The following is a 24,824-nucleotide window of genomic DNA, read 5'->3' as shown; positions in this document are numbered from 1 at the left end:
CGCTAACCCCACCCCCAGACCTCACCGGAACTCAACCCCCCAGATCCCAGTCGAACTCGCGCACCGGATTTCAGCGGAACCCGGGCACGGGGGCCTCAGCGCGCCTTGGACACCGGATTTCAATGGAAACCGGGTGCGGGGTTTCAGTGGAAATCGGAACCGTGATTTCCACTGAAATCCGGTCGAGCTGGTGCGGGAGGGCACTTGTGCTGCGGTGGGGACCGAGCAGGCGGTGGGGTCAGGAGGAGCGGACGGCTATGTGGGCGTTGATCTCGCCCAGGGCTTCTTGGTAGGCCGGGTCCGGGTGCATGGTGGCGGCCAGGCGGAGCTGGGCCCTGGCCTCGTTGAGGCGACCCTGGCGTTGCAGCGTCCGGCCCAGGACCAGTCGCGCGTAGTGGTCGGACGGATCGATCTCGAGCACGCGCAGGAACGCGCGTTCGGCGCGGCGCAGCTGCGCCGAGAAGTAGTACGCCCGCCCCAGGAGCAGCTGCACGCTGGGCTTGTCGGGGGCGACGTCGACAACGGGTTCGAGGACTCGGAGGGCTTCCAGCGGGCGGCGCTGCGCGAGCAGTTCCTCCGCTCGCCGGAACGCTTCGACGGTGCCTTCGTTGGTCATGGCGCGGACAACGTTAATCCGCGATCGGCTGTTCCGAGACCTCCGACCGGATGGTCTTGTGGTGACGCAGAGGTATCGAGCACCCCACGTCGAGGCGACTTCGCGGTGCCGTGACCTCCCGGAAGGCGATCGACCGGCGAACACCGGGTGTGGAGATCGAGCGGCGCAGATCACGGCATCGCGAGTCTGCGGCGAGCGCTGCGCCCGCCCGGTTAGGCTCGTAGTCGGTTGTCGGGGCGGACAGCTGGTTCGCGGCGTGCGGGAACGTCGTGTCGGTTGCTCCGCCCTATGAGTCCAAGCTGGTTAGGAGCACACGTGGCGATCATCGAACAGGTCGGCGCCCGCGAGATCCTCGATTCGCGCGGTAACCCCACCGTCGAGGTCGAAGTGGCATTGGAGGACGGCACGCTCAGTCGCGCCGCGGTCCCCTCGGGCGCCTCGACCGGCGAACACGAGGCCGTCGAGCTGCGCGACGGCGACGCCGGCCGCTACGGCGGCAAGGGCGTGGAGAACGCCGTCTCGGCCGTGCTGGACGAGATCGGACCCGAACTGACCGGTCTGGACGCCACCGAGCAGCGCGTGGTCGACCAGAAGCTGGTGGACCTCGACGGCACCCCGGACAAGTCCCGGCTGGGCGCCAACGCGATCCTCGGCGTCTCGCTGGCGGTGGCCAAGGCCGCCGCGGAGGCGTCCGAGCTGGAGCTGTTCCGCTACATCGGCGGCCCGAACGCGCACGTGCTGCCGGTGCCTATGATGAACATCCTCAACGGTGGTGCCCACGCCGACACCGGTGTGGACATCCAGGAGTTCATGATCGCGCCGATCGGTGCGGACACCTTCGCCGAGGCGCTGCGCTGGGGTGCGGAGACCTACCACGCGCTGAAGTCGGTCCTGAAGTCCAAGGGCCTGCCCACCGGTCTGGGCGACGAGGGCGGTTTCGCCCCCGACCTGCCCAACAACCGCGAGGCGCTGGACCTGATCGCCTCGGCGATCGAGAAGGCCGGCTACAAGCTGGGCCGCGACATCGTGCTGGCCCTCGACGTGGCTGCCACCGAGTTCTTCAACGAGGGCACCTACAACTTCGAGGGCACCAAGCGCACCGCCGATCAGATGGCGGAGTACTACCAGGAGCTCGTCTCGGCCTACCCGCTGGTGTCCATCGAGGACCCGCTGGGCGAGGACGACTGGGACGGCTGGGTCAAGCTGACCAAGCAGGTCGGCGACAAGGTGCAGCTGGTCGGCGACGACCTGTTCGTCACCAACCCGGAGCGCCTGGAGGACGGCATCAACAAGGGTGCCGCCAACGCGCTGCTGGTCAAGGTCAACCAGATCGGCACGCTCTCGGAGACCCTGGACGCGGTCAGCCTGGCCACCTCGTGCGGCTACAAGAGCATGATGAGCCACCGCTCCGGCGAGACCGAGGACACCACGATCGCCGACCTGGCGGTGGCCACCGGCTGCGGCCAGATCAAGACCGGTGCTCCGGCGCGGAGCGAGCGGGTTGCCAAGTACAACCAGCTGCTGCGCATCGAAGAGGGCCTCGGCGACGCCGCCCGCTACGCGGGTGAGCTGGCGTTCCCGCGGTTCAACGCGGAGAGCTGAGCCATGCCGGCCGGGCGCGCATCGAATTCGCAAGGGCGCGGCGAGCGGAACGTTCCGCCGTCGCGCCGCCAGGTGCGCGCCCGCCGGGACTCGGCTCAACGCAAGACGACCGGGACGAGTTCGGTTCGGGGCACCCCGAAGCGGCGCCCGGCGAGCAGGGCGAAGTCCAGCACCGGGGGAGCGTTCAAGCTCTCCTCGACGCGTCGCGCGGCGGTGCTGGCGCTGCTGGTGTGCGTGATGGCGCTGAGCGTCGCGGTGCCGCTGCGCACCTACCTCAGCCAGCGCGACGAGCTCGCCGCGCAGGAGTCGCAGCGCGTCGAGCTGGAGATCCAGGTTCGCGAGCTGGAGCAGCGCAAGCAGGAGCTCTCCGATCCCGCGCAGGTCGAGGCGGAGGCGCGGGCGCGGCTCGGCTACGTCCGGCCGGGGGAGACGCCCTACATCGTGGAGGTCCCGCAGGCTCCGGCCCCGCCGCCTCCGCGGGCACCCGGTGACGACGGTGTGCCGTGGTACGAGGAGATGTGGAACTCGGTGTTGGGGAAGGAATCGTGACGGTCGTGGATACGTCGCTGGTCAGCGAGGCGGACCGGGAGTGCGTCCGGCGTCAGCTCGGACGGCCGCCCCGGGGGCTGCACGCGATCGCGGCACGTGATGCCTCCGGTGAGCCGACGGTCGTGCAGACCTGGCCCCGGCTGGAGGACGGCACGCCCTTCCCGACGCTGTACTACTTGACGGCCCCGGACCTCACGGCCCACGCCTCGACGTTCGAGGCGGAGGGCCTGATGAAGGAGATGGCCGAGCGGCTGGAGACCGACGAGGACCTGGCGGCCCGCTACCGCTCCGCCCACGAGTCCTACCTGGCCGAGCGCAACGCCCTGGAGTCGCTGGGCACCGACGTCAGCGCCGGCGGCATGCCGGACCGCGTGAAGTGCCTGCACGTCCACATCGCGCACTCCTTGGCCAAGGGTCCAGGGGTGAACCCGTTCGGCGACGAGGCCGTCGACCTCATCGCCGAGCGCTGGCCCGAGCACCGCTACCTGCTCAACCGCTGACGCTCCTCCCGCATCGCGGATCCCGGGTGCCGCAGCCGGGCCGTGATCGACGTCCGTTCCGCCGGGTCGGTTCGGACCAGAACCGCCTCACTGACCAGGTGCGATGCGGTCGAGGAGCGACTTGGCGCCTGTGACCGGGGTTGAGCCGAAGGTTCGGCCCGGGTCCGCCAGGCGCGTCGCGATGAACGCGTCCGACACCGACGTCGGGGCGTAGCGCTGGAGCAGCGACGCCTGCAGCGTCAGCGCCAGCGACTCCGCCAGGGCCCGCGCCCGCTCCGGGCGGGGATCGGCGAGTTCCGCGCGGACGCGGCGCAGCGCGTCGTCGTAGGCGGCGTTCTCACCGGCGGCGGCGTCGAGCTCGGCGAGGATCGCGTCCCGGCTCGTCGGCTGCTTGGCCAGCGCCCGCAGAAGGTCCAGCGCGGTGACGTTGCCCGAGCCCTCCCAGATCGACATCAGCGGCGCCTCGCGGTAGAGCCGGGGCATCCCGGACTCCTCGACGTAGCCGTTGCCGCCCAGGCACTCCAGCGCCTCGGCCACCACGTACGGGGCGCGCTTGCAGACGTAGAACTTCGTCGCGGGCAGCGCCAGCCGGAGCAGGTCGTGCTCCTGCTGCTCGACGGCCGCGGCCAGCCGCATCGCCAGCGTCGTCGCCGCCTCGGACTCCAGCGCCAGGTCCGCGACCACCTGCTGCATCAGCGGCTGGTCGGCCAGCCGGGCGCCGAACGCGCTGCGCTGCTGCACGTGGTGGGCGGCCTCCGACAGCGCGATCCGGATGTTCGCCGACGCGCCGAGCACGCAGTCGAGCCTCGTCATCGACACCATCTCGATGATGCAGCGGACCCCGCGCCCCTCCTCGCCGATGAGGTGCCCGATCGCGCCGGTGTACTCGATCTCGGACGAGGCGTTGGACTTGTTGCCCAGCTTGTCCTTCAGCCGCTGCAGGCGGATCTCGTTGCGGGTGCCGTCGGGCAGCACGCGCGGGACCAGGAAGCAGCTCAGCCCGCCCGAGGTCTGCGCGAGCGTCAGGAACAGGTCGTTCATCGGCGCCGAGGTGAACCACTTGTGCCCGACCAGCCGGTACGTGCCGTCGGCCAGCGGTTCGGCGGTGGTGGTGTTGGCGCGGACGTCGGAACCGCCCTGCTTCTCGGTCATCGACATGCCCGCCAGCAGCGACGACTTCTCGTGCGGCGGGCGCAGCCCGAACTCGTAGCGGCGGGCGGTGAGCTTCGGCTCGAACTCGGCGGCCAGCTCCGGCGACCAGCGCAGCGCGGGAACCGCGGAGTAGGTCATCGAGATGGGACAGCCGTGCCCGGCCTCGGCCTGCGACCACAGGTAGAACCCGGCGGCCCGGCGCAGGTGCGCGCCCGCCCCCTGCCCCCACGGGGCGGCGTGCAGGCCGTGCGCGATCGCCCGCTCCATCAGCCAGTGCCACGACGGGTGGTACTCGACCTCGTCGACGCGGTTGCCGTAGCGGTCGTGGGTGCGCAGCTGCGGCGGGTTCTCGTCGGCGAGCCTTCCGTGCTCGCGGGCCTCGGCCGAACCGGCCTCCAGCGCGAGCGGGGTCAGGTCGCCGACGGCGTAGCGGGTGAGCGCCGAACCCAGCGCGGGGTCGCAGGCCAGCGGATCGAATCCGGACAGCGGTGAAGCCTGGTTCACGACCTGGTGGGTGCTGTGCACGCGCGGCTCGTCGATGAGCGTCATGCCCGGAGCGTAGGCACAAATCCCCGCGAGATGAATGCCTCGATCCGATGCAGCTCGATTCCAGCTGGGCAAGCTTCTCCGGCGGCTCGGTCGGGTGAAGTCGCGCGGCGAGTGCCCGTGAGGTGGTGTATGCAGGGATTCGGCTGTTTGGCGGAGTGCTCGATTCAGGCGTGGGGGTTTGACGAGTGGGGGACCGCAGGAAGCGCATGGCCCGGCGGAAGGATCCGACGGGTGTGCTCGCGAGACGACGGGCCCGGAGGTGGCTGGCGGTCACCGCGATGGCACCGGTCCTGGCTCTCCCGGCGGGCTTGCTGAGCGCCTCCGCCCTGCCCACCGGACCAGCCCCGGGACCGCAGGTGTCCGCACTGCGCGAGCTGGGCGCGAGCGGGAACCTGCCGCAGGCTCCGGTGCTCAGCCCTCGGCTGCTGAACGAGGCGGCCGACCCGGCGCAGCTCGCCGCCGTGCCGCAGGCCGCGCCCCGGGCGGAGCTGCCCGTCGGTGAGCTCGGCATCCCCGAACCCGTGCTGGCCGCCTACATGCAGGCCGCGCGCGAGGTGGAGCAGATCCAAGCCTGCGGGCTGCACTGGTCGGTGCTGGCGTCGATCGGGCGCATCGAGTCCGGGCACGCCCGCAACGGTGCCATCGACGTCAACGGCACGACGGTGCACGCGATCCTCGGCCCCCAGCTGTCCGGCGGGCAGGAGATCGCGGCGATCCCGGACACCGACGCCGGGCGCTTCGACGGCGATCGGGTGTGGGACCGGGCGGTCGGGCCGATGCAGTTCATCCCGTCGACCTGGCGGAAGTTCGCCTCCGACGGCAACCAGGACGGCGTCCAGAGCCCGCACAACGTGCCCGACGCCGCGGCCGCGGCGGGCACCTACCTCTGCAGCGGCGGCGAGGACCTCAACGATCCGCGCGCTCTGGCGGCGGCCGTGTTCCGCTACAACCACTCCGAGAGCTACGTCCGCACGGTTCTGGTCTGGGCCGACGCCTACCGGCGCGGTGTCACGCCGACCCCGGCCGAGCTGGCGCCGGAGACCGGTGACGTCCTGGCCGGTGAGCGGATGCCCGAGATCCCGAGCGCGCTGGCGCGGCCGGAGCCCGAGCCGCTGACGATCCCGGAGATCGAGCCAGTGGCGCCGATCCCGGATCCGCAGCCGTTGGCGTTCGAACCGATCGTCCCGGAAACCTCCGGGACGCAGGCCGTTCCGGCTCCCGCGCAGCCCGAGCCGGAGCCGCTGGTCGAACCGGTCGTGCCGGTCGTGCCGCAGGAGCCGTCGACCGCACCTGCGCCGGAAACCCCCGCGCCGTCGCAGACCCCGCTGCCCGAGCCGGTCCCGTCGAGCGCGGAACCCCTGCCGTCAAGCCAGCAGCCCGCTGCGCAGAGTTCGGAATCCTCGCCGTCGAGCTCCGTGCCTGCGCCGTCGAGCTCGGTACCCGCTCCGCAGAGTTCGGAGTCCTCGCCGCAGAGCTCGGTGCCCGCTCCGCAGAGTTCGGAGTCCTCGCCGTCGATCTCGGCGCCCGCTCCCCAGAGCTCGGAACCCGTGCCGTTGACGAGTTCCCCGGAGCCGGTCCCGTCCTCCGGGGTCGGCGCCACCTGCGACACGGCTCTGCTCGACCGCGGCGAGTTCGCCCTCATCGAACCGCTTGCGGGCGACGACGTGCTGCCCGGCGAATCGCTCCCGATGCTGGCGCAGCCCGGCTTCGAGGTCTTCACCGACGCCGGTGGCGTGGCGGAGCCCTGCACCGTCCCCGACGGCTACACCCCCCGACCGCAGTAACTGCCGGACCCCGGCACCGGGCCGCGCGCGCTCCCTTCGCGGGAACGGGCGCGGCTCGGCGCTTTCCTAGCCCCGGGCCCGATAGCGTGGGGGAGCGGCCGGAAACGCCGGTGCGCAGCTGGGCGAGGAGGGTGCGATGGCACGGGTTGCGGCGATCGACTGCGGGACGAACTCGATTCGCCTGCTGGTCGCGGACGTCACGGTGCACGAGGACGGGCGCAAGGATCTGCGCGACATCTACCGCACGATGCGCATCGTCCGGCTCGGCCAGGGCGTGGACGCCACCGGCCGGCTCGCGCCGGAGGCGATCGAGCGCACCCGCGCGGCGCTGGTCGACTACGCCGCGATGGCCGCGCGCAAGGGAGTCGAACGGGTTCGGATGGTGGCGACCTCGGCGACCCGCGACGCGGAGAACCGCGAGGACTTCTTCTCCATGGTCCGCGAGACGCTGGGCGTCGACGCCGAGGTGATCACCGGTGACGAGGAGGCGCGGCTGTCGTTCGTCGGCGCCGTCGGCGATCTCGACCCGCTGGACGGGCCTTTCGTGGTGACCGACGTCGGTGGCGGTTCCACCGAGGTCGTGGTGGGCACCTGGGACGGCGCGAACGCCGACATCACCGCCGCGCACTCCGCCGACATCGGCTGCGTGCGGCTGACCGAGCGGTGCCTGCGCGACGACCCGGCGACCGAGGCGGAGGTCGACGAGGCGGAGAAGGTCGCGCGTCAAATCCTCGACGAGGCGTTCGCCCGGGTCGACGTCAGCGGGGCCCGGACCTGGGTCGGAGTCGCCGGAACCGTCACCACGCTCTCCGCGATCGCGCAGGATTTGCCCGAATACGATCCTCAAGCGATCCACCTTTCCCATATTTCCCAGAACCGCGTCGAACAAATCGCCGAACAACTTCTTTCCATGTCGCATGAAGAGCGTTCGAAGATCGGATCGATGCATCCGGGTCGCGTGGATGTGATCGGGGGCGGTGCGCTGGTGGTCAAGGTGCTCGCGCAGGAGTTTTCGGAGCGCAGCGGCATCTCCTCGATGACTGCTAGTGAGCACGACATCCTGGACGGCATTGCCCTGTCGATCAGCTAGTTCCCAGGATCTGGACACCCTGTCCCGATTGCAAAGAATGGGAAAGGTGTATCGATTCAGAAAGTGACGGCTTTGTGACACTGCATTGCCGCCGCCCGGTTCTCACTTATGTTTACGCACGTCTGACGCGACGGTGAAGAACCGTCGTGCGTGATGACCCCGGAAAAAACAAACCTGGGGCGCGCGTGGAAGCGGGAGGACCTACATGCGAAAGGGACGTTTGGCCGCATTGGTCGCGGCCCCGCTGGCGGTGGCGTTGCTCGCCACCGGCTGCGGCGGTGGCGGCAGCGGCTCGGGAGAGGACGGCATCGTCACCCTTGACTGGGGCGAGCCGGAGAACCCTCTTGTCCCGGCGAACACCACCGAGGAGAACGGTGGGTTCATCGTGAACTCCATGTTCACGGGGCTGGTGAACTACCGGGCCAGCGACCTCAAGGTCGAGAACGCGGTCGCCGAGTCGATCCAGACCACGGACAACCAGAACTTCACGATCAAGCTCAAGCCGGGCTGGACCTTCCACGACGGCACGCCGGTCAAGGCGAAGAACTTCGTCGACGCCTGGAACTACTCGGCCTACGGCCCCAACGGTTTCCAGGGCGCGAGCTTCTTCGAGCAGATCGACGGCTACGACCAGCTGCAGTCCGAGGACCCCGACGGTGACGAGGGCCCGGCACAGGCCCCGACGCCGCCGGCCAAGGAGATGTCCGGTCTCAAGGTCGTCGACGACACGACGTTCACGGTGAAGCTGAAGGCGCCGTTCACGATCTTCCCGGTCGTGCTGGGCTACTCCGCTTACATGCCGCTGCCCGACGCGTTCTTCGCCGATCCCAAGGGCTTCGAGCAGCACCCGATCGGCAACGGTCCGTTCAAGTTCCAGGACCGCACTCCCAACGTCGAGCTGAACCTGGCCGCCTACGACAAGTACGCGGGCACCGACAAGCCGACGATCAAGGGCGCCAAGTTCAAGGTCTACGACAACCTGGACACCGCCTACCAGGACCTGGTCTCGGGCAACCTGGACTTCCTGCGCGCCGTTCCGGTCTCCGCGCTGGTCGGCGACAAGTGGAAGCAGGAACTCGGCGAGCGCGCGAAGCAGAAGCCGGGTCTGCTCACCCAGGCGCTGGGCATCCCGACCTACGACGAGAAGTTCAAGAACCCGCTGGTCCGCAAGGCGATCTCGATGTCGATCGACCGCAAGACCATCACCCAGCAGGTGTTCTCGGGCGGTCGTGACCCGGCGGACGGCTTCGCCACCGCGGCGGCCGACGGCTACCGCCCCGGCCAGTGCGGTGAGGCCTGCGAGTTCAACCCGGAGAAGGCCAAGCAGTACCTGGCCCAGGCCGGCGGCTTCCAGGGCACGCTGACCCTGGAGACCAACGCCGACGGCGGGCACAACGAGTGGGTGCAGGCCGTGGCCGCGAGCATCCAGCAGAACCTGGGCATCCCGACCCAGTTCGTGCCGGTGCCGACCTTCGGCGAGTTCCGCCAGAAGGCCAACGCGTTCCAGTTCGACGGTCTGTTCCGGACCGGTTGGAAGGCCGACTACCCGAACATCGAGACGTTCCTGACGCAGCTGTACCGCACGGACGCGTCCTCGAACGACTACAAGTACTCCAACCCGGCGTTCGACGCCGCGCTGGACAAGGCGAACGCAGCTCCCACCGCGGAAGCCGCCACCGCCGCCTACGCCGACGCGGAGAAGCTGCTCGGCGAGGAACTGCCGGCGATTCCGCTGTGGACCCAGCCGGTGCAGTACGGCTTCTCGGAGCGAGTCGCCGAAGGTGAGGTCAAGGCCTACCGCGAGCTCGACTTGAGCACGGTGCGCCTGAACCCGTAAAACCGAGTGCGCGCCCGGCCCATCGAAACCCGGTGGGCCGGGCCCTGCGCTGCTGTTGATGGAGGAGGCCCGGATGGGTCGCTACGTGTTGCGGCGGTTGCTGCAACTGATCCCGGTTTTCATCGGGACGACTTTTATCATCTACCTGCTGGTATGGGCGATTCCCGGCGACCCGTTCGCGGGCAAGTGCGGCGACCGCGGTTGCCCTCCGGCCTACATCGCGGAGATGCACGAGAAGTACAACCTCGACGATCCGCTGATCGTCCAGTACTTCAAATACCTGGGAAACCTGCTGACGGGTGATTTCGGGGAGACCTACTCCGGTACCGCGATCTCCTCGCTGCTCGAACAGGCCTATCCGGTCACCGTCCGGCTCGCCGTCGTCGCCCTGATCATCGAGGGCGTCATCGGTCTGCTCGCCGGTGTCCTGACCGGCCTGCGCGGGCGCGGCTTCCTGGACAACCTGGTGCTGGTGTCCACGCTGTTCCTGATCGCGCTGCCGGTGTTCGTCACCGGTTTCGTGCTGCAGATCGTGCTCGGCGCCGAGCTGGGCCTGATCAAGACCACGGTCTCCTCCGATCCCTCGATCGGCGAACTCATCGTTCCCGGGTTCGTCCTCGGATCCTTGTCCATGGCCTACGTCTCGCGGCTGACGCGGACGAGCATGATGGAGAACAAGCACGCGGACTTCGTGCGCACCGCCGTCGCCAAGGGCCTCGCGCCCCGTCGCGTCGTCGGAGTGCACATGCTGCGCAACTCCATGATCCCGGTGGTCACGTTCCTGGGCACCGACCTGGGCGCGCTGATGGGTGGTGCGATCGTCACCGAAGGCGTGTTCAACGTCCGCGGCATCGGCGGACTGGTCTACAAGGCGATCACGACCCAGGAAGGCACCACGGTGACGGGGATCGTCACCGTCCTGGTGCTGGTCTACCTGCTGATGAACCTGCTGGTGGACATTCTCTACGCGGTGCTCGACCCGAGGATCCGATATGACTGACCCACGCCCCACCACCGGCCTCGCCGCAGCCACCCCCGCGGCCGAGGCACCACGAGCGGACGAGAAGAACGAGCAGGCCAAGAAGGAGAAGCCTCGCGGTCTCTGGAGCGACGCGTGGCGCGATCTGCGCCGGCGTCCGCTGTTCCTGATCGCCTCGGCGATCATCCTGCTGCTGCTGATCATCGCCGCGTTCCCGCAGCTGTTCACGAGCGCGGACCCGAACTTCCAGGACCTGACCAAGGCGCGCGACACCCCGTCGGGGGACGCGTGGTTCGGCTACGACAACCTCGGTCGCGACCTCTACGCCAGGACCATCATCGGCGCTCGAGCGTCGATCCTGGTGGGTCTGGCGGCGACGCTGCTGACGGTGCTGCTCGGCGGCCTGATCGGCATCATCGCCGGGTACTTCGGCGGCATCGTGGACACGCTGATCTCGCGGTTCTCCGAGATCTTCATGGGCCTGCCGTTCGTGCTCGGCGCGATCGTCATCCTGACCACATTCAACGCCGACATCAAGATCCCCAGCGGCAGCCGGATCATCACCCAGGTCGTGGTGACGATCGCGGTGCTGTCCTGGCCGATCTCGATGCGCATCATGCGGTCGGCGGCCATCGCGGCCAAGCAGCAGGACTATGTCAAGGCGGCCCGCGCGCTGGGCGCGAGCCCGACCCGGATCATCATGCGGCACGTGCTGCCCAACACCCTGGCACCGGTGATGGTCTACGCGACCATCGCGCTCGGCGGGTTCATCGGTGCCGAGGCGACGCTGTCGTTCCTGGGCATCGGCCTGCGCGAGCCGGTCGTGTCCTGGGGCGTGATGATCTCCGACTCGCGCAACTACATCCAGTCGGCGCCGCACCTGCTGTTCTTCCCGGCCGGTTTCCTGGTGCTCACGGTCCTGGCGTTCGTGATGCTCGGTGACGCCGTCCGCGACGCGCTCGACCCGAAGCAGAAGTAGGAGAGACCGCTGTGTCCGCAAACGAACACGAGACCTCGGCGGAACGTCTGCTGGAGGTCGAGGACCTGCACGTCGAGTTCCGCACCCGGGACGGCGTCGCGAAGGTCCTCAACGGTGTGAACTACCACGTCGACGCCGGTGAAACCCTCGCCGTGCTGGGCGAATCCGGTTCCGGCAAGAGCGTCACGGCGCAGACCGTGATGGGCATCCTGGACATCCCGCCGGGGGCGATCACCGGAGGTGCGATCCGCTACCGCGGTGAGGACATGCTGACCGCCACCGAGGAGCGCAGGCGAGAGCTGCGCGGCGACGCGATGGCGATGATCTTCCAGGACGCGCTGTCGGCGCTGAACCCGGTCTACACGGTCGGGTTCCAGATCGCCGAGCAGCTCCGGACGCGGCGCGGCATGTCCCGCAAGGACGCCACGAACCGGGCCGTGGAGCTGCTGGACCAGGTGAAGATCCCGAACGCCAAGCAGCGCGTGAAGGAGTTCCCGCACCAGTTCTCCGGCGGCATGCGGCAGCGCGCGATGATCGCGATGTCGCTGGCCCTGGACCCGGACCTGCTCATCGCCGACGAACCGACCACGGCGCTGGACGTCACCGTGCAGGCCCAGATCATGGACCTGCTCGACGAGCTCCGCCGGGACCGCGGCATGGGCCTGATCCTCATCACCCACGACCTGGGCGTGGTCGCCGAGGTCGCGGACCGGATCGTGGTGATGTACGCGGGCCGCATCGTCGAGGCCGCCGACGCGTACTCGCTGTACAAGGCCCCGGGCCACCCCTACACCGACGGCCTGATGCGGTCGATCCCGCGCCTGGACCTCAAGGGCCAGGAGCTGGAGACGATCAAGGGCCTGCCGCCGAACCTCATGGCGGTGCCACCGGGATGCCCGTTCCACCCGCGTTGCTCGCGGGCCCAGGACAAGTGCCGCACGGAGGTGCCGACCGACCACAACCTCGGGTTGGGCCGCGTCAGCGCCTGCCACTTCGCGGAGGAGATGATGAGCCGTGGCTGAGCCGATCCTCCAGGTGCAGAACCTGGTCAAGCACTTCCCGGTGCGCGCGGGCATCCCGCGTCGCACCGTCGGGCAGGTGCGGGCGGTCGACGGCGTGTCCTTCGACCTGCAGCGCGGTGAAACCCTCGGCATCGTCGGTGAATCGGGCTGCGGCAAGTCGACGCTGGCGCAGGTGCTGATGCGGCTGGAGAACCCCACCAGCGGCACCGCCCTGTTCGAGGGTCGCGACATCTTCAAGATGCGCGGCTCCGAACTGCGCAAGCTGCGCCGGAACATGCAGATCGTGCTGCAGGACCCCTACACCTCGCTGAACCCGCGGCGCACCGTCGGCGACATCGTCGGCGAGCCCTTCGAGATCCACCCCGAGGTGGCGCCGAAGGGCGAGCGGCGGCGCAAGGTGCAGGAGCTGCTGGACGTCGTGGGCCTCAACCCCGAGCACATCCACCGCTACCCGCACCAGTTCTCCGGCGGTCAGCGGCAGCGCATCGGCATCGCCCGCGCGCTGGCGCTCAAGCCGAAGGTGATCGTCTGCGACGAGCCGGTGTCGGCGCTGGACGTGTCGATCCAGGCGCAGGTGATGAACCTGCTGGGCGACCTGCAGGACGAGTTCGGGCTGTCGTACGTGTTCATCGCCCACGACCTGGGCGTGGTCCGGCACCTGTCGGACCGGGTCGCGGTGATGTACCTCGGCAAGATCGCCGAGGTCGGCACCGAGGACGACATCTACGAGCACCCGCAGCACCCGTACACCCAGGCCCTGCTGTCGGCCGTTCCGGTCCCGGACCCGACCCTGCGCGGCAAGCGCGAGGTCATCCGCCTCACCGGCGACGTCCCCAGTCCGGCCAACCCGCCGTCGGGCTGCCGCTTCCGCACCCGCTGCTGGAAGGCCCAGGACATCTGCGCCGAGAAGTCCCCGGAACTGGAAGTCCGCACGGGTTCTCACCCCTCGGCCTGCCACTTCGCGGAGGAGATCCCGCACGTCGTGGTCTGATGCCGCACGAGAACCGGGCGCCCTCACCGAACTCAGGTGGGGGCGCCCTTTCGCGCGCTGCGCCAGGTCAGCGCTGTTCTGGCTGCTCGGGGTGGCTGAGGAGGAAGACCTTCGGGGCTACCCGCTGCATGTCTCCGCCGCGGGCCACGACCAGGCCGGCCGCGAAGTCGACGAGCTGGGTCGCCTCGGGACCCCGGACGTCGGTGAGGTCCATGAGGACTGCGTTGCCCTGGCGGTAGTAGTCGCCCACGTAGTAGACGTCGGCGTAGTTCTGCGGGTGCAGCGTCTTGACCACGTGCTCAGTGTCGCCCACCGCCGCGCGGTGTCAATCTCAAGCGACCCCGTGCCGCCAGGAATTTCTCACCTCCCGGCCACCCAGGCCCACCCCACCGAATTTCGCGCGAACTTCCACCCCGAGGCTTGGCCGTCGAATTTCGCGCGAATTTCGACGGCACCCACACCAAAGCCGCCCTGACCTCGTCAGACACGCCCGGCCGCGTGGACACATCCGAATTTCGCGCGAAATTCGAGGCTCGGACATGGCCTTCGAATTTCGCGCGAAATTCGACAGCTCCCAGCCGGGCACGCTCCTGAGCTGCGAAGACACGCCCGGCTGCGATGCGGATCAGGAGCCGGCGATGAAGTTCGCGAGGTCGTCGGACTGCTGGATCCGGGACGGCTCGTGGACGTACATCATGTGCCCCGCCGGGTAGTAGCGGACGTCGATGTTCTCCCGCAGCTCCTCGGGAACGGGCAACCGCGCCAGCACGTGCTCGGCGGCGAAGTACGGCGTGGCGCCGTCGGTGTAGCCGCAGCCCACGTGCACCCGCAGGTGCGGGTTGGCCTGCATCGCCGCACCGAGCCGGTCCACGACGGACACCGCTGCGCCCTCGAACTCCTTGTACGACCAGGGCTGCACCCGGCCGGTCAGGGTCTCGTAGGGCAGGTCGCTGCGGTAGTCGAGCTCTTCGCGCAGGTAGTGGTTGATGGCCGCCGAGTAGGCGCCGCGGATGCCGGAGATGCTCGGGTCGTCGGTGAAGCGCTCCACCGCGGCGTCGGGCTCCCAGCCGGTGAACCGCCCGTCCATCCGGCCGACGGTCTTGCGCTCGTCGCGCAGCAGCTCGGTGAAGAACCGGACGTGCTCGATGCGCAGGTTGACGCGGTCCACGTAGTCCTCGGACAGCCCGGACAGCTCGGCGACCTTGCGCACCACGTCGGCCCGCTCCTCGGCGGTCAGCCGAGCGCCGCGCGCCAGCGCCCACGCGTAGTCCCCGGCGGCGAACTTCTCGGCCTCGTCGAGGACGTCGCGCAGCGGGCGGTCGCCGTGCTTGCCGTGGTGGTGGGCGATGGCCGCGTAGGTCGGCAGGTACAGCGAGTACGGCAGGTCGTTGCCCTCGGTGAACCGGATCGTGCCCATGTCCAGCACGGACGAGATCAGCAGCAGCCCGTTCGGGTACAGCCCGTGCCGCGACTGGAGGTGGTCGGCCAGCGCCGCTGCGCGCAGCGTCCCGTAGGACTCGCCTGCGAGGTACTTCGGCGACATCCACCGGCTGTTGCGGGTCGTCCACAGCCGGATGACCTCGGCGATCGACTCGATGTCGCCCTGGAAACCGTGGAAGTCACCGGGCTTCCCGCCTTCGATCGCCCGCGAGTAGCCGGTGGACACGGGGTCGATGAACACCAGGTCGCTGTGCTTGAGCAGCGTCTCGGAGTTGTCGGCGAGCCCGTAGGGCGGCGGGGCGAGGTCCCCGGCATCGCCGGACAGGACGCGGCGCGGGCCCAGCACGCCGAGGTGCAGCCACACGCTCGCCGAACCCGGGCCGCCGTTGAAGGCGAAGGTCACCGGGCGGTTGCTGTCCGGAGCGGCGTCGAGGACGTAGGAGGTCAGGAAGACCTCGGCCTTGGCCTTGTGCCCGTCGAACTTGCCGTCGGTGTAGACCTCGTCGCGCAGCACGACGCGTCCCGTGGTCGCGGTGTAGGACAGCTCGGTGCCGTCCACGGTGATCGCGTGATGCGTGCTGACCAGATCGTCCACCGGCTCGGCGGGGGTGGTGTCCTGCTGCGTCGCCTCGTCGGCCTTCTCGTCTGCCATGTCGCCCACATTACGTGCCACGAGAGGCGTTCTCTGTCAGTTTTGCGGGGTGGAGAAACCCCCGGAGTTGATCACCGACCCGTCCGGAGAACCCGCCGACGCGGCCCCTGGCGCGGGCGACCTGGCGGAGCTGGACGAACTGGTCGGCCGCTGCACGGCCTGCCCCCGCCTGGTCGAATGGCGCGAGGAGGTCGCCCGGGTCAAGCGCGCCGCGTTCCGCGACGAGGACTACTGGGGCCGCCCGGTTCCCGGTTTCGGCCCATCCGACGCGGAGATCGCGATCGTCGGCCTCGCCCCCGCGGCCCACGGCGGCAACCGCACCGGCCGGATGTTCACCGGGGACCGCTCCGGCGACGTCCTCTTCCAAGCGCTCCACGACGTCGGCCTGGCCTCCCAGCCGGAGTCGGTCTCGCTGCACGACGGCCTGCGGCTGCACCACACCCGCATCACGGCCCCGGTCCACTGCGCCCCACCGGCCAACAAACCCACCCCGGCCGAACGCGACACCTGCCGCCCCTGGCTGGTCCGCGAGCTGGACCTGCTGCGCCCGACCCTCCGAGTCGTCGTGGTCCTCGGAGGCTTCGGCTGGCAATCCCTCCTACCGGTCCTCGCCGACGCCGTCTGGCAGGTCCCCCGCCCCAGGCCCAAGTTCGGCCACCTAGCCCACGCCGAACTCCCCGCCACCGACGGAGGACCCCCGCTCCACCTCCTCGGCTGCTACCACGTCAGCCAGCGGAATGTTCAGACGAAGCTGATGTCCCCGGCGATGCTCCGAGAGGTCCTCGAACGCGCGAAGGACCTGGCGGGGGTCGCATAGCACGGTGCAGGTGGTACGGGCGGGGATGACTGCGTCGGCCGCGGAGAGGTCCGCGGCCTTGTGCGCGGGTCCATGCCGCTTCTCGCGGCCGAGGACCGCCAGGTGCGTTCCACGAGAGGGGTGGAGTCGACCAAGGTGCCGTCGATGTCGAACAGGATCGCCTCGGCCTGGAATCGCGTCGGCACCACGCTAGAGCAGCAACGGGCGTCGACGTGTGAGTTTCGGTTGCTCGACATCACCGGCGATCCGCCCTGGTACCCCACCTTTACATCCGCCGCCACGGGTGGTAGGCCTCTGAGGTGATCAAGGATGTGGCCAACACGGTCTTCGCGATCGTCGTGCTCGGGGCCTTGCTGTTCCTGCCGGCCTGGACCTTCGACTACTGGCAGGCATGGGTTTTCCTGGCGGTCTTCGTGCTCTCGACCGGGATCCCGAGTGCCTATTTGGCTCGCAAGGACCCGCCGGCCATCGAGCGGCGCAAGCAGGCGGGTCGGGAGAGCAGGCCCGTGCAGCGGATCGCCGTGGCGGTGTTGTTCTCGTGTCTGCCCGCGATGCTCGTCTTCAGCGCTTTCGATCACCGCTTCGGCTGGTCGCCGGTGCCCGCGGTGGTGCCGCTGATCGGCGATGCTCTGGTGGCCGCGGGAATGGCGCTAACCGTGCTGGTGGTCGTTCAGAACCGCTTCGCGGCAGGCAACATCACAGTCGAGAGCGGGCAGCGGGTCGTGTCGACCGGGATGTACGGGGTCGTCCGGCATCCGATGTACTCGGTCGCGCTGATCGCGGTGGCCGGGATGCCACTCGCGCTCGACTCCTGGTGGGGTCTGGTCTTCCTTGTCCCCGTCGTGATCGCGCTGGCGGTGCGCATCCGCGATGAGGAGGTGATGCTCGAGCAGGAGCTGGACGGCTACCGGGACTACATGCGTTCCACGCGGTTCCGGTTGATCCCCGGCGTGTGGTGATGGTTTCCCGGACGTTGTCGTTGCCGCACGTTGTCGCCGATGGCTGCGGCTCGGGGGGACGAGATCCAGCGGACGTGGCAAGGACGTAGCAGGGCTTCCGTGAGTCCGTTCACTTCTGCCAGCGGAATGTTCAGACGAAGCTGCTGACGCCCGCGATGTTGCGGAGTGTGCTGCGTCGAGCGAAGGAGCTGGCGGGGATGGTTTGATGGCTGACGTGAACGGATTCACGGAAGCCGTCCTCGCTCAGCGCCGCAGCATGCTCGACGTCAGACTGCCCGGTAGCGTCGCCGTACTGTCGGCAACGCCCCAGCCCACATTCGGCGCCATACCGGACCTGGAAACAGCCGACTGCGCTCTTCGCGACCGACGCGGCCTCGCGGGTGCTCTTTGAACCCGGCCGAGCCGGCTGCGTAAGAAAGCCGGTACTCCAGGGCGATCAGATGCTTCACACTCTTGTACCCGTACTGCGCAGGGGCGACCAGCCGCAGAGGCGAACCGTGCGCTTGGGACAGCGCCACACCATCCAGACAAGTTGCGATCATCACGTCGTCAGCGAGCGCATCGTCAAGTTTCAAGCACGATCGGAAACCGTCGAGCCCTGTTGCCATCAGCCACCTTGCGCGCGGGTGGGGGCACACCACCTCGCTGATCCGCTGTGCCACATCCGAGAGGCGCACACCCGACCAGACCAGGCCGAGCGCGCTCCAAGTGGTCACGCAGTGAAGATCACTACGCTGCTCGTGATGCGGCAGGCCGTCCAACAGATCTTCAAGATCGAGCTGGGTCGGGTGTCGCACTACGCCACTGACGGTCAAAACCGGGTGAGCAGGCGTTGCGACATCTCGGCGCGCGAACTGAGGCAATCCGAAGCGCTCCAGCTCCGCTGCGTGCTGGCCTGGCGGCAGCTTTCGACCCTCAACCACTCGACGAGAATCCCACACTCGCCGGGGAAGGTGTTCTGACAGCAGAACACCTTCACAGGCAAGCTCACGCCCGAGATGCTCCGAGAGGTCTTCCAACGAGCGAAGCACCTGGCGGGGCGAGGTGCTGAGTCCGAGACCAGGCTAGAGCGGTAGCGCGCGAAGGGTGATCGATCAGTTACTCACCGTCTCGTCGAAGCGGGAGCTGCGCATTGGTGTGTACGTGGATGCCTTCAACGTCTACTACGGCGAACGAGCAGCATGTGGGCGCGGAACCGCGGGTTGGAGATGGCTGGATCTCGCGGCCCTCGCGAAGAGTGTGATCAACCCGCACGTATGGCCGAATGCTCGCGGGTCCGTACGCCAAACCGTTGCTTGGCTGGCATGAATCCTCGGGGTTAACAGGGTGTTCGGGAAGGTCAAGGGGTTGGGCCATGTCGGGTGCGGGAGTGGGCGGTTTTGGTCCGAGCCGGCACGTGATCACGTCCGTTGTGCCTGGACAGTTCGGACCAAATCCGCCTGCGGCTGAGGGAGAAGTGGGATCGGCGACGGTCACGGGCCGGAGGGTCCCGCGCGTCCGGTGAAACGGCTCGTCGACCTCAGCCCAGGGAGTACGTGAGGGTCAGTTCGTAGCCGTTGTCGGAGTGGCCTGCGATGGAGACGTCGGCTTCGCCTCGGAGGGTTTCGAGGCCGCCGGTGCCCATGCCCGGGACGACCTGGAGGTGCGCGGAGACCGAGGTCTTGTCCTGGCTGCCGGTGTGCTGGAAGACGCAGGTGCCTTCGTGGCCTGCGATGGAGCCTTCGAAGCGCTCGAAGCAGAGGATCGGTGCCGCGTCTGCCTTGTAGGCGATCAGGTACGTCAGGGTGCTCGTGCCCTCGATCTCCCCGGTGTAGGTGTACTGGACCTCGGCGCGGGTGATGCCCCGGTTCGGGTAGTAGGCGTCGCCGGCCTTCCTTCCTTCGCCGTCGATGTCGACGACGAGGTGTTCCGACCACGCGGTGACGTTGAATCGGGCTGCGGCTTTGTGCTGGTAGGTCATGCTCTCGACGCTAGGTCGCGTCGTTTCGCCGGTCTTGAACAAACGCGACGGCTTACGCTGAGCCCATGTCGAAAGCCGGGCGGCCCGAGGCGATCGTGCGTCCGAGGGCGGGGGAGCGGGCGTTCGAGGTGGAACGCCTCGAACCGGATCCCGCGCTGGCCGAGTTCGTCGACTACTACTGGCTCGTCCGCTGGAACGTCTCCGGCCAGCACCGGCAGCAGGTGGTGCCGCAGCCGCGGGTCCACGTCGCGGCGGAGGACGGCAGGCTCTTCGTCCACGGGGTCTCCCGCGAACCGTTCTTCCGGACCCTGACCGGAGTCGGGCACGTGCTCGGCGCGGCCTTCCACCCCGGCGGGTTCCGGGCTCTGCTGAAGGGCAGCGTGGGAGCGATCTCGGGCACCGTCCGGACCGCCGAGGACGTCCTCGGCCACGACGACCGCACCGCGGCCGAGCGGATCCTGGCCACCAGCGAAACCGCCGAGATCGTCCCGGTCCTCGACGCCTACCTGCTGGCCTGCGAACCCGAACCCGACCCCACCGGCCGCGAAGCGACCGATCTGGTCAACGAGGCCCAACAGCGGTCGGACATCGTGCGCGCCGAACAGCTCGCCCAGCACGCCGGGCTCAGCCTGCGCAGCCTCCAGCGGCTCTTCGCCAGTCACGTCGGAATCGGCCCGAAGTGGGTCATCCAGCGCTCTCGCATCCTCGACGCCACCGCGGCAGCCCACTCCGGCGAACCGGTCGACTGGTCCGAACTCGCCGCGCAGCTCGGCTTCAGCGACCAGGCCCACCTGACCCGCGCCTTCACCCAGGTCGTCGGCACCTCCCCGGCCACCTACCGGAGGGACCCAGGCACTGCGGGGTGAGCGCTGGAAATTCGGGTGCGGGCAGACGCGGAAGTGGCCACGATCGCGGGATGGATCGCCACGAGCTGAGCGCGCTGGCGCATGCCGAGCACCCCGTCGCCGCCCCGATCAGCGACGTCAACGTGCGGAAGCTGGTGCAGCGGGCCCGGAACGAGTCCGCTGTCCTCGACCTCGGGTGCGGTGCGGGGGAGTGGGTGCTGCGGGCCGCCGAGGAGCAGCCGGCGGCCCGCGCCGTGGGCGTGGACCTCTCCGACGGCGCGCTGCGCCGGGCTGAGGACGAGGCGCGCCGTCGCGGCATCGCCGACCGGGTCTCGTTCGTGCGGGGCGACGTGCGGGAGTACCGGTCGGACGGCGGGTTCGGGCTGGTCATGTGCGTCGGGGCGGTGCACGCCTTCGGCGGGCTGACCGAGACGTTGCGCGCGGCGAGCGAGCACCTCGCTCCGGGCGGATCGCTGCTGATCGGCGACGGCTTCTGGGAACGCCCGCCCGATGAGAGGGCGCTTCGGGCACTCGGGGCAGATCCGGCCGACCTCCTGAGCCTCCCGGACCTGGTCGACGTCGTCGAGGACGCGGGCTGGACCCCGGTTCACGGTCACGTCAGCGAACCGGGCGAGTGGGACGACTACGAGTGGTCCTGGTCCGGTTCGCTGACCGAGTGGGCCCTCGACCACCGCGGAGAACCGGACGCGGCCGAGGTGGTGGAGGTGGCGCGACGTCACCGCGACGGGTGGTTGCGCGGCTACCGGGGCGTCCTCGGCTTCGTCACCCTCCTGCTGCGGAATTCCTGTGAACGTCGGTGGGATGTGGGAGTTTTGGCGCCATGATCGATGAGAAGGCGACGCTGCAGCACTACGTGCGAGAAGGCCGGGAGGCCGTGCTGTGGAAGGTGGAGGGACTTTCCGAGTACGACCTGCGGCGGCCGATGACACCGACCGGGACCAACGTGCTGGGAGTGGTCAAGCACCTGGCGACGATGGAGCTCGGCTACTTCGGGGAGGTCTTCGGGCGCCCGTCGGGGATCCCGACGCCGTGGATGGAGCCGGGCGCCGAGTTCAACGCCGACCTGTGGGCCGCCGCGGACGAGTCGAGCGCGTGGGTGCTCGACCTGTACCGCCGCGCCTGCGCGCACGCGGACACCACGATCGACGCGCTGGACCTCGACTCGCGGGGAACGGTGCCCTGGTGGCCGAGCGGCGGTGTCACGCTGCACCGGATCCTCGTGCACATGATCCAGGAGACCGGCAGGCACGCGGGCCATCTCGACATCGTCCGGGAACTCATCGACGGGTCGGTCGGCCGCGGACCGGGCAACGACAACATGACCACCGACGACCAGCAGCAGTGGAGCGATCACCGCGACCGGCTGGAGCGGATCGCCCGGGAAGCCTGATCGACACGCAGGATTTCCGGGGCGTTGCCGCTTTTCGACGCGTCGACGCAGGTCGAGGTCAACTTGATCAAGAAATGGTGCGGGCTTGGCGCCTCTCGCCGGAGATTCGGTAGGGTGAGCGCAACCAGACCCCCTGACACCAGAGGCGACGTCTGGTCGATGTCGCCCTCCGCGCTTGTTCGTTACAGAGCGCGTACGCAGCGCGTATGGTCGCCTACCGCGCGTTGATCGTGATCGATGCCACTCGCGACTGGCGTCACATTAAGGGGGGTAGCTGCAGCGCGGTCACGGTATGTGGTGCGACCATAAAGTCATGGCTGGTAAATCCGATCCCACGCGGATTCTCATCCTCGGCGGCGGTTACGTCGGCATGTACACGGCACTTCAGCTGCAGAAGAAGCTGGGGCGTCGTGAGGCATCCGTGACGGTCGTCGATCCTCAGCCGCACATGACCTACCAGCCCTTCCTACCGGAAGCGGCCGCGGGTTCGGTTGAACCCCGCCACGTGGTAGCGCCACTGCGACGAGTGTTGAAGCGGTGCCATGTGATCACCGCATCTGTCACCGAGATCAAGCACGACGACAAGCTCGTCACGATCGAGAACCCGCAGAGCGGAACCGAGACGCTCGCCTACGACGTGCTCGTCGTGGCGCTGGGCTCGGTTTCCCGGCTGCTGCCGATCCCCGGCCTCGCCGAGGAAGGCATCGGGCTCAAGACCGTGGGCGAAGCGACGTACCTGCGCAACCACGTGCTGGCCAAGATGGACGCCGCGGCCAACACCGACGACGAGGAGCTGCGCAAGCGGCTGCTCACCTTCACCTTCGTCGGTGGCGGGTTCGCGGGCGTCGAGGCGCTGGCCGAGCTGGAGGACATGGCCCGCTACGCGAGCCGTGACTACCAGAACGTGAGCCCGGACGACATGTCCTGGGTGCTCGTCGAAGCCGCTGGCCGGGTGATGCCCGAGGTCAGCGAGAAGATGGGCGTCTACGTCGTCAAGGCCCTCGAAGAGCGCGGCATCACGGTCTACCTGAACACCTTCCTGAAGTCGGTCGAGGGCGGTCACGCGGTCCTGTCCGACGGCACGGAGTTCGACACCGACACGCTGGTGTGGAACGCGGGTGTGAAGGCCAACCCGGTGGTCAAGAACAGCGACCTGCCGCTGGACGAGCGGGGCCGCGTCAAGGCCTCGGCGCACATGCAGGTCGAGGGTCTGCCCGGGGTCTGGGCCGCCGGTGACGTCGCCGCGGTGCCGGACCTGTCGAAGGCCGACGAGGACCCGGCCGCGACCTGCGCCCCGTCCGCGCAGCACGCGGTCCGCCAGGCCGACCAGCTCGCCAAGAACGTGCTGGCCACCCTGCGCGGCAAGCAGACCAAGGAGTACCGCCACGCGTACGCCGGATCGGTCGCCGGTCTGGGTCTGTACAAGGGTGTCGCGGACGTCTACGGCTTCAAGGCCAAGGGCTTCGTCGCCTGGTTCATGCACCGCAGCTACCACGTGAGCCGGATGCCCACGTTCAACCGGAAGATGCGGATCGTCATCGACTGGACGTTGGCCTTCCTGTTCAAGCGGGAAGCCGTGTCCATGGGTCAGATCGAGAACCCGCGGGCTGCCTTCGAGCGGGCCGCCGCGAGCTGACGCCACACCGAGCCGAAGGACACTCAGGCCGCGCGTCGACGATGACGCGCGGCCTCCATGTTTCCAAGATCCTCCTCCAAGCGGTGGACAAGGCCCACGCTATCCTTGACAATCAGTAGCGGGAAAACGAAGACTCACGCGGGGTCTTCACCTGAAAGGATGCGTCACACGGGGGAAGGGGTGAATCCCTTGACGCTGAAAGAACTGGCGGCGATCTTGCGCAGTGGGGAAGCGCAGGACGGGCCGATCGCGGATTTCGAAGCAGAGTACGCCGAAGCGTCGAAGGTGTTCCGGAAGAAGGACGACTGATCATGAGCGCGGCCGAGGACCGGCCCGCTGACCAGGGGAAACGGGCCGAGCCGGAGCTCCGCCCGACGCCGGTGCTGCTGCAAGGGCAGGACTACTTCGTCCGCGCGCCCGGCACTCCGCTGGACTTCCAGGAACGCATGTACCAGGCCGGCCTCGTCGAGGAGGAGCCCGGCGACCCGGTGCCCTGCGTGCTCGTGCTCTCCCGCGCCACCGACATGGAGATGAACGAGCTCTCCCTCGCGCTGGCCGAGCACGACGTCCGCATGGTGCGCATCGACGCGGACCGTTGCCTGGACCTCCCACTGACGGTGCACGCCGATACTCCTCTGATCGAATTCCACCGCTGGCTCTTGCGCCCGGTACTGATCTGGCGGCGACACTTCGACATGACCGCCGTACCCGTTGAACCCGCAACGGTCTACGGGGCCTATGTTCGTGAGCAGTGGCACGCGGTCGGCAACTGGCTGACCACGAGGGACGATTGGGACCAGGTGAACACGGGGCCGTCCGGTGGAGTGCTCGACCGGCTGACGCAGCTTCAGGGCGCGGCGTCGGTCGGCCTGCGCGTGCCGCGCACCTCCGTGACCACGATGCCCGGGCGCAGCCGCCCCGGTGGCGCGCAGTGCATCGTCAAAACCGCAGGTCACCACATGCTCGAACCCGAACCGGGGTCGCTGCGCGGGCTCTTCCCGCAGCAGTTGGACATCCGCCGCACCGGTGGTGACGCGCGCGAGCCGGCTCCCGTGCTCGTCCAGCAGTACCTCGACGCCGACGAGGAGCTGCGGGTGTTCGTGGTGGGGGAGCGCGCGATCGGCTTCCGGGTGAACAAGCTCGACCCGGCTCAGCTGTGGGTCGACCCCGAATCGGTCGTGGTGGAGCCCGTGGACGTGCCCGGCGACCTGGCCGAACGGCTGCTGCGCCTGTGCGAGCGCTGGCAGCTGGACGTGGCGGGCTTCGACCTGCTGCGGGTGGGTGGCGAGTGGGTGTTCCTGGAGGTCAACGTCAACTGCGACTGGCGTTGGTTCGAGCAGCGCGCCGACAGCAAGGACGTTTCGGGGGCGGTGCACGACTGGGTCCGCTCGCGGTTCGACGAGCTGGCGGAGTCGGCGGCGGTGGGTGAATGGGGCAGCTGGTGATCAGATCAC

General features: G+C 68.8%; 24 protein-coding genes. 18 read left to right on the top strand and 6 right to left on the bottom strand.

Going from position 1 to position 24,824, the window contains the following annotated elements:
• Positions 1-238: 238 nt before the first annotated feature.
• Positions 239-616, bottom strand: coding sequence for a tetratricopeptide repeat protein (locus tag E1181_RS12055; protein ID WP_132674093.1), 378 nt, complete (start codon positions 614-616; stop codon positions 239-241).
• 315 nt (positions 617-931) lie between these two features.
• Here E1181_RS12055 and eno point away from each other — a divergent pair, with 315 nt between their 5' ends.
• The 3 genes from eno (at position 932) to E1181_RS12040 (ending at position 3,267) form a co-directional block, all read left to right on the top strand.
• Positions 932-2,218 carry a phosphopyruvate hydratase gene (gene eno, locus E1181_RS12050; protein ID WP_132674091.1) on the top strand — a complete coding sequence of 429 codons (1,287 nt, stop codon included), beginning with the start codon at positions 932-934 and terminating at the stop codon, positions 2,216-2,218.
• A 72-nt stretch (positions 2,219-2,290) separates the two neighbouring features.
• Positions 2,291-2,767, top strand: a complete 477-nt coding sequence (locus tag E1181_RS12045) for an FtsB family cell division protein (RefSeq protein WP_235876699.1) — start codon at positions 2,291-2,293, stop codon at positions 2,765-2,767.
• Between the two features lie 5 nt (positions 2,768-2,772).
• A complete protein-coding gene (locus tag E1181_RS12040) occupies positions 2,773-3,267 on the top strand; it encodes a DUF501 domain-containing protein (RefSeq protein WP_132674117.1) in 495 nt (164 codons plus the stop codon).
• Between the two features lie 87 nt (positions 3,268-3,354).
• Here E1181_RS12040 and E1181_RS12035 read toward each other — a convergent pair whose 3' ends face one another.
• A complete protein-coding gene (locus E1181_RS12035; protein WP_207922118.1) occupies positions 3,355-4,944 on the bottom strand; it encodes an acyl-CoA dehydrogenase family protein in 1,590 nt (529 codons plus the stop codon).
• A 257-nt stretch (positions 4,945-5,201) separates the two neighbouring features.
• Between E1181_RS12035 and E1181_RS12030 the strand changes: the two genes are divergently transcribed.
• From E1181_RS12030 to E1181_RS12000, 7 genes are all read left to right on the top strand, one after another.
• The gene (locus E1181_RS12030) at positions 5,202-6,752 is read left to right on the top strand and encodes a lytic transglycosylase domain-containing protein (protein WP_235876698.1); all 1,551 of its coding nucleotides are present in this window, start codon (positions 5,202-5,204) and stop codon (positions 6,750-6,752) included.
• A 136-nt stretch (positions 6,753-6,888) separates the two neighbouring features.
• The gene (locus E1181_RS12025; protein ID WP_132674085.1) at positions 6,889-7,842 is read left to right on the top strand and encodes a Ppx/GppA phosphatase family protein; all 954 of its coding nucleotides are present in this window, start codon (positions 6,889-6,891) and stop codon (positions 7,840-7,842) included.
• A gap of 205 nt (positions 7,843-8,047) precedes the next feature.
• Positions 8,048-9,679, top strand: coding sequence for a peptide ABC transporter substrate-binding protein (locus E1181_RS12020; RefSeq protein ID WP_207922114.1), 1,632 nt, complete (start codon positions 8,048-8,050; stop codon positions 9,677-9,679).
• Positions 9,680-9,752: 73 nt separating this feature from the next.
• Complete coding sequence (locus E1181_RS12015) at positions 9,753-10,679, top strand: ABC transporter permease (RefSeq protein ID WP_132674083.1); 927 nt, start codon at positions 9,753-9,755, stop codon at positions 10,677-10,679.
• A complete protein-coding gene (locus E1181_RS12010; RefSeq protein ID WP_132674081.1) occupies positions 10,672-11,637 on the top strand; it encodes an ABC transporter permease in 966 nt (321 codons plus the stop codon). The genes E1181_RS12015 and E1181_RS12010 overlap by 8 nt, the downstream gene beginning before the upstream one ends.
• 11 nt (positions 11,638-11,648) lie before the next feature.
• The gene (locus tag E1181_RS12005; protein ID WP_132674079.1) at positions 11,649-12,659 is read left to right on the top strand and encodes an ABC transporter ATP-binding protein; all 1,011 of its coding nucleotides are present in this window, start codon (positions 11,649-11,651) and stop codon (positions 12,657-12,659) included.
• Complete coding sequence (locus tag E1181_RS12000; RefSeq protein WP_132674077.1) at positions 12,652-13,650, top strand: ABC transporter ATP-binding protein; 999 nt, start codon at positions 12,652-12,654, stop codon at positions 13,648-13,650. Before E1181_RS12005 ends, E1181_RS12000 begins: the two co-directional genes overlap by 8 nt.
• A gap of 67 nt (positions 13,651-13,717) precedes the next feature.
• Here the strand turns inward: E1181_RS12000 and sepF are convergent, their stop codons facing one another.
• Positions 13,718-13,963, bottom strand: coding sequence for a cell division protein SepF (gene sepF, locus E1181_RS11995; RefSeq protein ID WP_132674075.1), 246 nt, complete (start codon positions 13,961-13,963; stop codon positions 13,718-13,720).
• A gap of 312 nt (positions 13,964-14,275) precedes the next feature.
• On the bottom strand, positions 14,276-15,742 hold the full coding sequence (locus E1181_RS11990; RefSeq protein WP_132674073.1) for a S10 family peptidase: 1,467 nt from the start codon (positions 15,740-15,742) through the stop codon (positions 14,276-14,278).
• A gap of 70 nt (positions 15,743-15,812) precedes the next feature.
• Between E1181_RS11990 and E1181_RS11985 the strand changes: the two genes are divergently transcribed.
• A complete protein-coding gene (locus E1181_RS11985; RefSeq protein ID WP_408009687.1) occupies positions 15,813-16,559 on the top strand; it encodes a uracil-DNA glycosylase in 747 nt (248 codons plus the stop codon).
• A 299-nt stretch (positions 16,560-16,858) separates the two neighbouring features.
• Complete coding sequence (locus E1181_RS11975) at positions 16,859-17,518, top strand: methyltransferase family protein (RefSeq protein WP_132674069.1); 660 nt, start codon at positions 16,859-16,861, stop codon at positions 17,516-17,518.
• A 266-nt stretch (positions 17,519-17,784) separates the two neighbouring features.
• Here E1181_RS11975 and E1181_RS11965 read toward each other — a convergent pair whose 3' ends face one another.
• Complete coding sequence (locus E1181_RS11965; protein ID WP_235876702.1) at positions 17,785-18,315, bottom strand: molybdopterin-dependent oxidoreductase; 531 nt, start codon at positions 18,313-18,315, stop codon at positions 17,785-17,787.
• On the opposite strand from E1181_RS11965, the gene E1181_RS32095 reads away from it, so the two are divergent.
• Positions 18,262-18,480 carry a hypothetical protein gene (locus E1181_RS32095; protein WP_235876704.1) on the top strand — a complete coding sequence of 73 codons (219 nt, stop codon included), beginning with the start codon at positions 18,262-18,264 and terminating at the stop codon, positions 18,478-18,480. The two genes, E1181_RS11965 and E1181_RS32095, sit on opposite strands and share 54 nt — an antisense overlap.
• Positions 18,481-19,037: 557 nt before the next feature.
• Here E1181_RS32095 and E1181_RS11955 read toward each other — a convergent pair.
• Positions 19,038-19,478 (bottom strand): DUF3224 domain-containing protein, encoded by a 441-nt coding sequence (locus E1181_RS11955; RefSeq protein ID WP_132674063.1) that lies wholly within the window; start codon positions 19,476-19,478, stop codon positions 19,038-19,040.
• A gap of 65 nt (positions 19,479-19,543) precedes the next feature.
• On the opposite strand from E1181_RS11955, the gene E1181_RS11950 reads away from it, so the two are divergent.
• From E1181_RS11950 to E1181_RS11930, 5 genes are all read left to right on the top strand, one after another.
• A complete protein-coding gene (locus E1181_RS11950) occupies positions 19,544-20,344 on the top strand; it encodes a helix-turn-helix domain-containing protein (RefSeq protein WP_132674061.1) in 801 nt (266 codons plus the stop codon).
• Positions 20,345-20,394: 50 nt separating this feature from the next.
• The gene (locus E1181_RS11945; protein ID WP_132674059.1) at positions 20,395-21,168 is read left to right on the top strand and encodes an SAM-dependent methyltransferase; all 774 of its coding nucleotides are present in this window, start codon (positions 20,395-20,397) and stop codon (positions 21,166-21,168) included.
• A complete protein-coding gene (locus E1181_RS11940) occupies positions 21,165-21,734 on the top strand; it encodes a DinB family protein (protein ID WP_132674057.1) in 570 nt (189 codons plus the stop codon). The genes E1181_RS11945 and E1181_RS11940 overlap by 4 nt, the downstream gene beginning before the upstream one ends.
• 313 nt (positions 21,735-22,047) lie before the next feature.
• Positions 22,048-23,370 (top strand): NAD(P)/FAD-dependent oxidoreductase, encoded by a 1,323-nt coding sequence (locus E1181_RS11935; protein ID WP_132674055.1) that lies wholly within the window; start codon positions 22,048-22,050, stop codon positions 23,368-23,370.
• Between the two features lie 311 nt (positions 23,371-23,681).
• Positions 23,682-24,815, top strand: a complete 1,134-nt coding sequence (locus tag E1181_RS11930; RefSeq protein WP_132674053.1) for an ATP-grasp domain-containing protein — start codon at positions 23,682-23,684, stop codon at positions 24,813-24,815.
• Positions 24,816-24,824 lie beyond the last annotated feature (9 nt).

The organism is Saccharopolyspora terrae (assembly GCF_004348435.1).
Lineage (GTDB): Bacteria > Actinomycetota > Actinomycetes > Mycobacteriales > Pseudonocardiaceae > Saccharopolyspora > Saccharopolyspora endophytica.
Note: the sequence above shows the minus strand (reverse complement) of the source record. Positions and strands in the feature narration are given on the sequence as shown.

Coding starts and splice junctions, on each gene's coding strand:
- E1181_RS12055 (WP_132674093.1), bottom strand. CDS start 616: ATGACCAACGAAGGCACCGTCGAAGCGTTCCGGCGAGCGGAGGAACTG.
- E1181_RS12025 (WP_132674085.1), top strand. CDS start 6,889: ATGGCACGGGTTGCGGCGATCGACTGCGGGACGAACTCGATTCGCCTG.
- E1181_RS12020 (WP_207922114.1), top strand. CDS start 8,048: ATGCGAAAGGGACGTTTGGCCGCATTGGTCGCGGCCCCGCTGGCGGTG.
- E1181_RS12015 (WP_132674083.1), top strand. CDS start 9,753: ATGGGTCGCTACGTGTTGCGGCGGTTGCTGCAACTGATCCCGGTTTTC.
- E1181_RS12010 (WP_132674081.1), top strand. CDS start 10,672: ATGACTGACCCACGCCCCACCACCGGCCTCGCCGCAGCCACCCCCGCG.
- E1181_RS11990 (WP_132674073.1), bottom strand. CDS start 15,742: ATGGCAGACGAGAAGGCCGACGAGGCGACGCAGCAGGACACCACCCCC.
- E1181_RS32095 (WP_235876704.1), top strand. CDS start 18,262: ATGCGGCAGGCCGTCCAACAGATCTTCAAGATCGAGCTGGGTCGGGTG.
- E1181_RS11955 (WP_132674063.1), bottom strand. CDS start 19,478: ATGACCTACCAGCACAAAGCCGCAGCCCGATTCAACGTCACCGCGTGG.
- E1181_RS11950 (WP_132674061.1), top strand. CDS start 19,544: ATGTCGAAAGCCGGGCGGCCCGAGGCGATCGTGCGTCCGAGGGCGGGG.
- E1181_RS11945 (WP_132674059.1), top strand. CDS start 20,395: ATGGATCGCCACGAGCTGAGCGCGCTGGCGCATGCCGAGCACCCCGTC.
- E1181_RS11940 (WP_132674057.1), top strand. CDS start 21,165: ATGATCGATGAGAAGGCGACGCTGCAGCACTACGTGCGAGAAGGCCGG.
- E1181_RS11935 (WP_132674055.1), top strand. CDS start 22,048: ATGGCTGGTAAATCCGATCCCACGCGGATTCTCATCCTCGGCGGCGGT.
- E1181_RS11930 (WP_132674053.1), top strand. CDS start 23,682: ATGAGCGCGGCCGAGGACCGGCCCGCTGACCAGGGGAAACGGGCCGAG.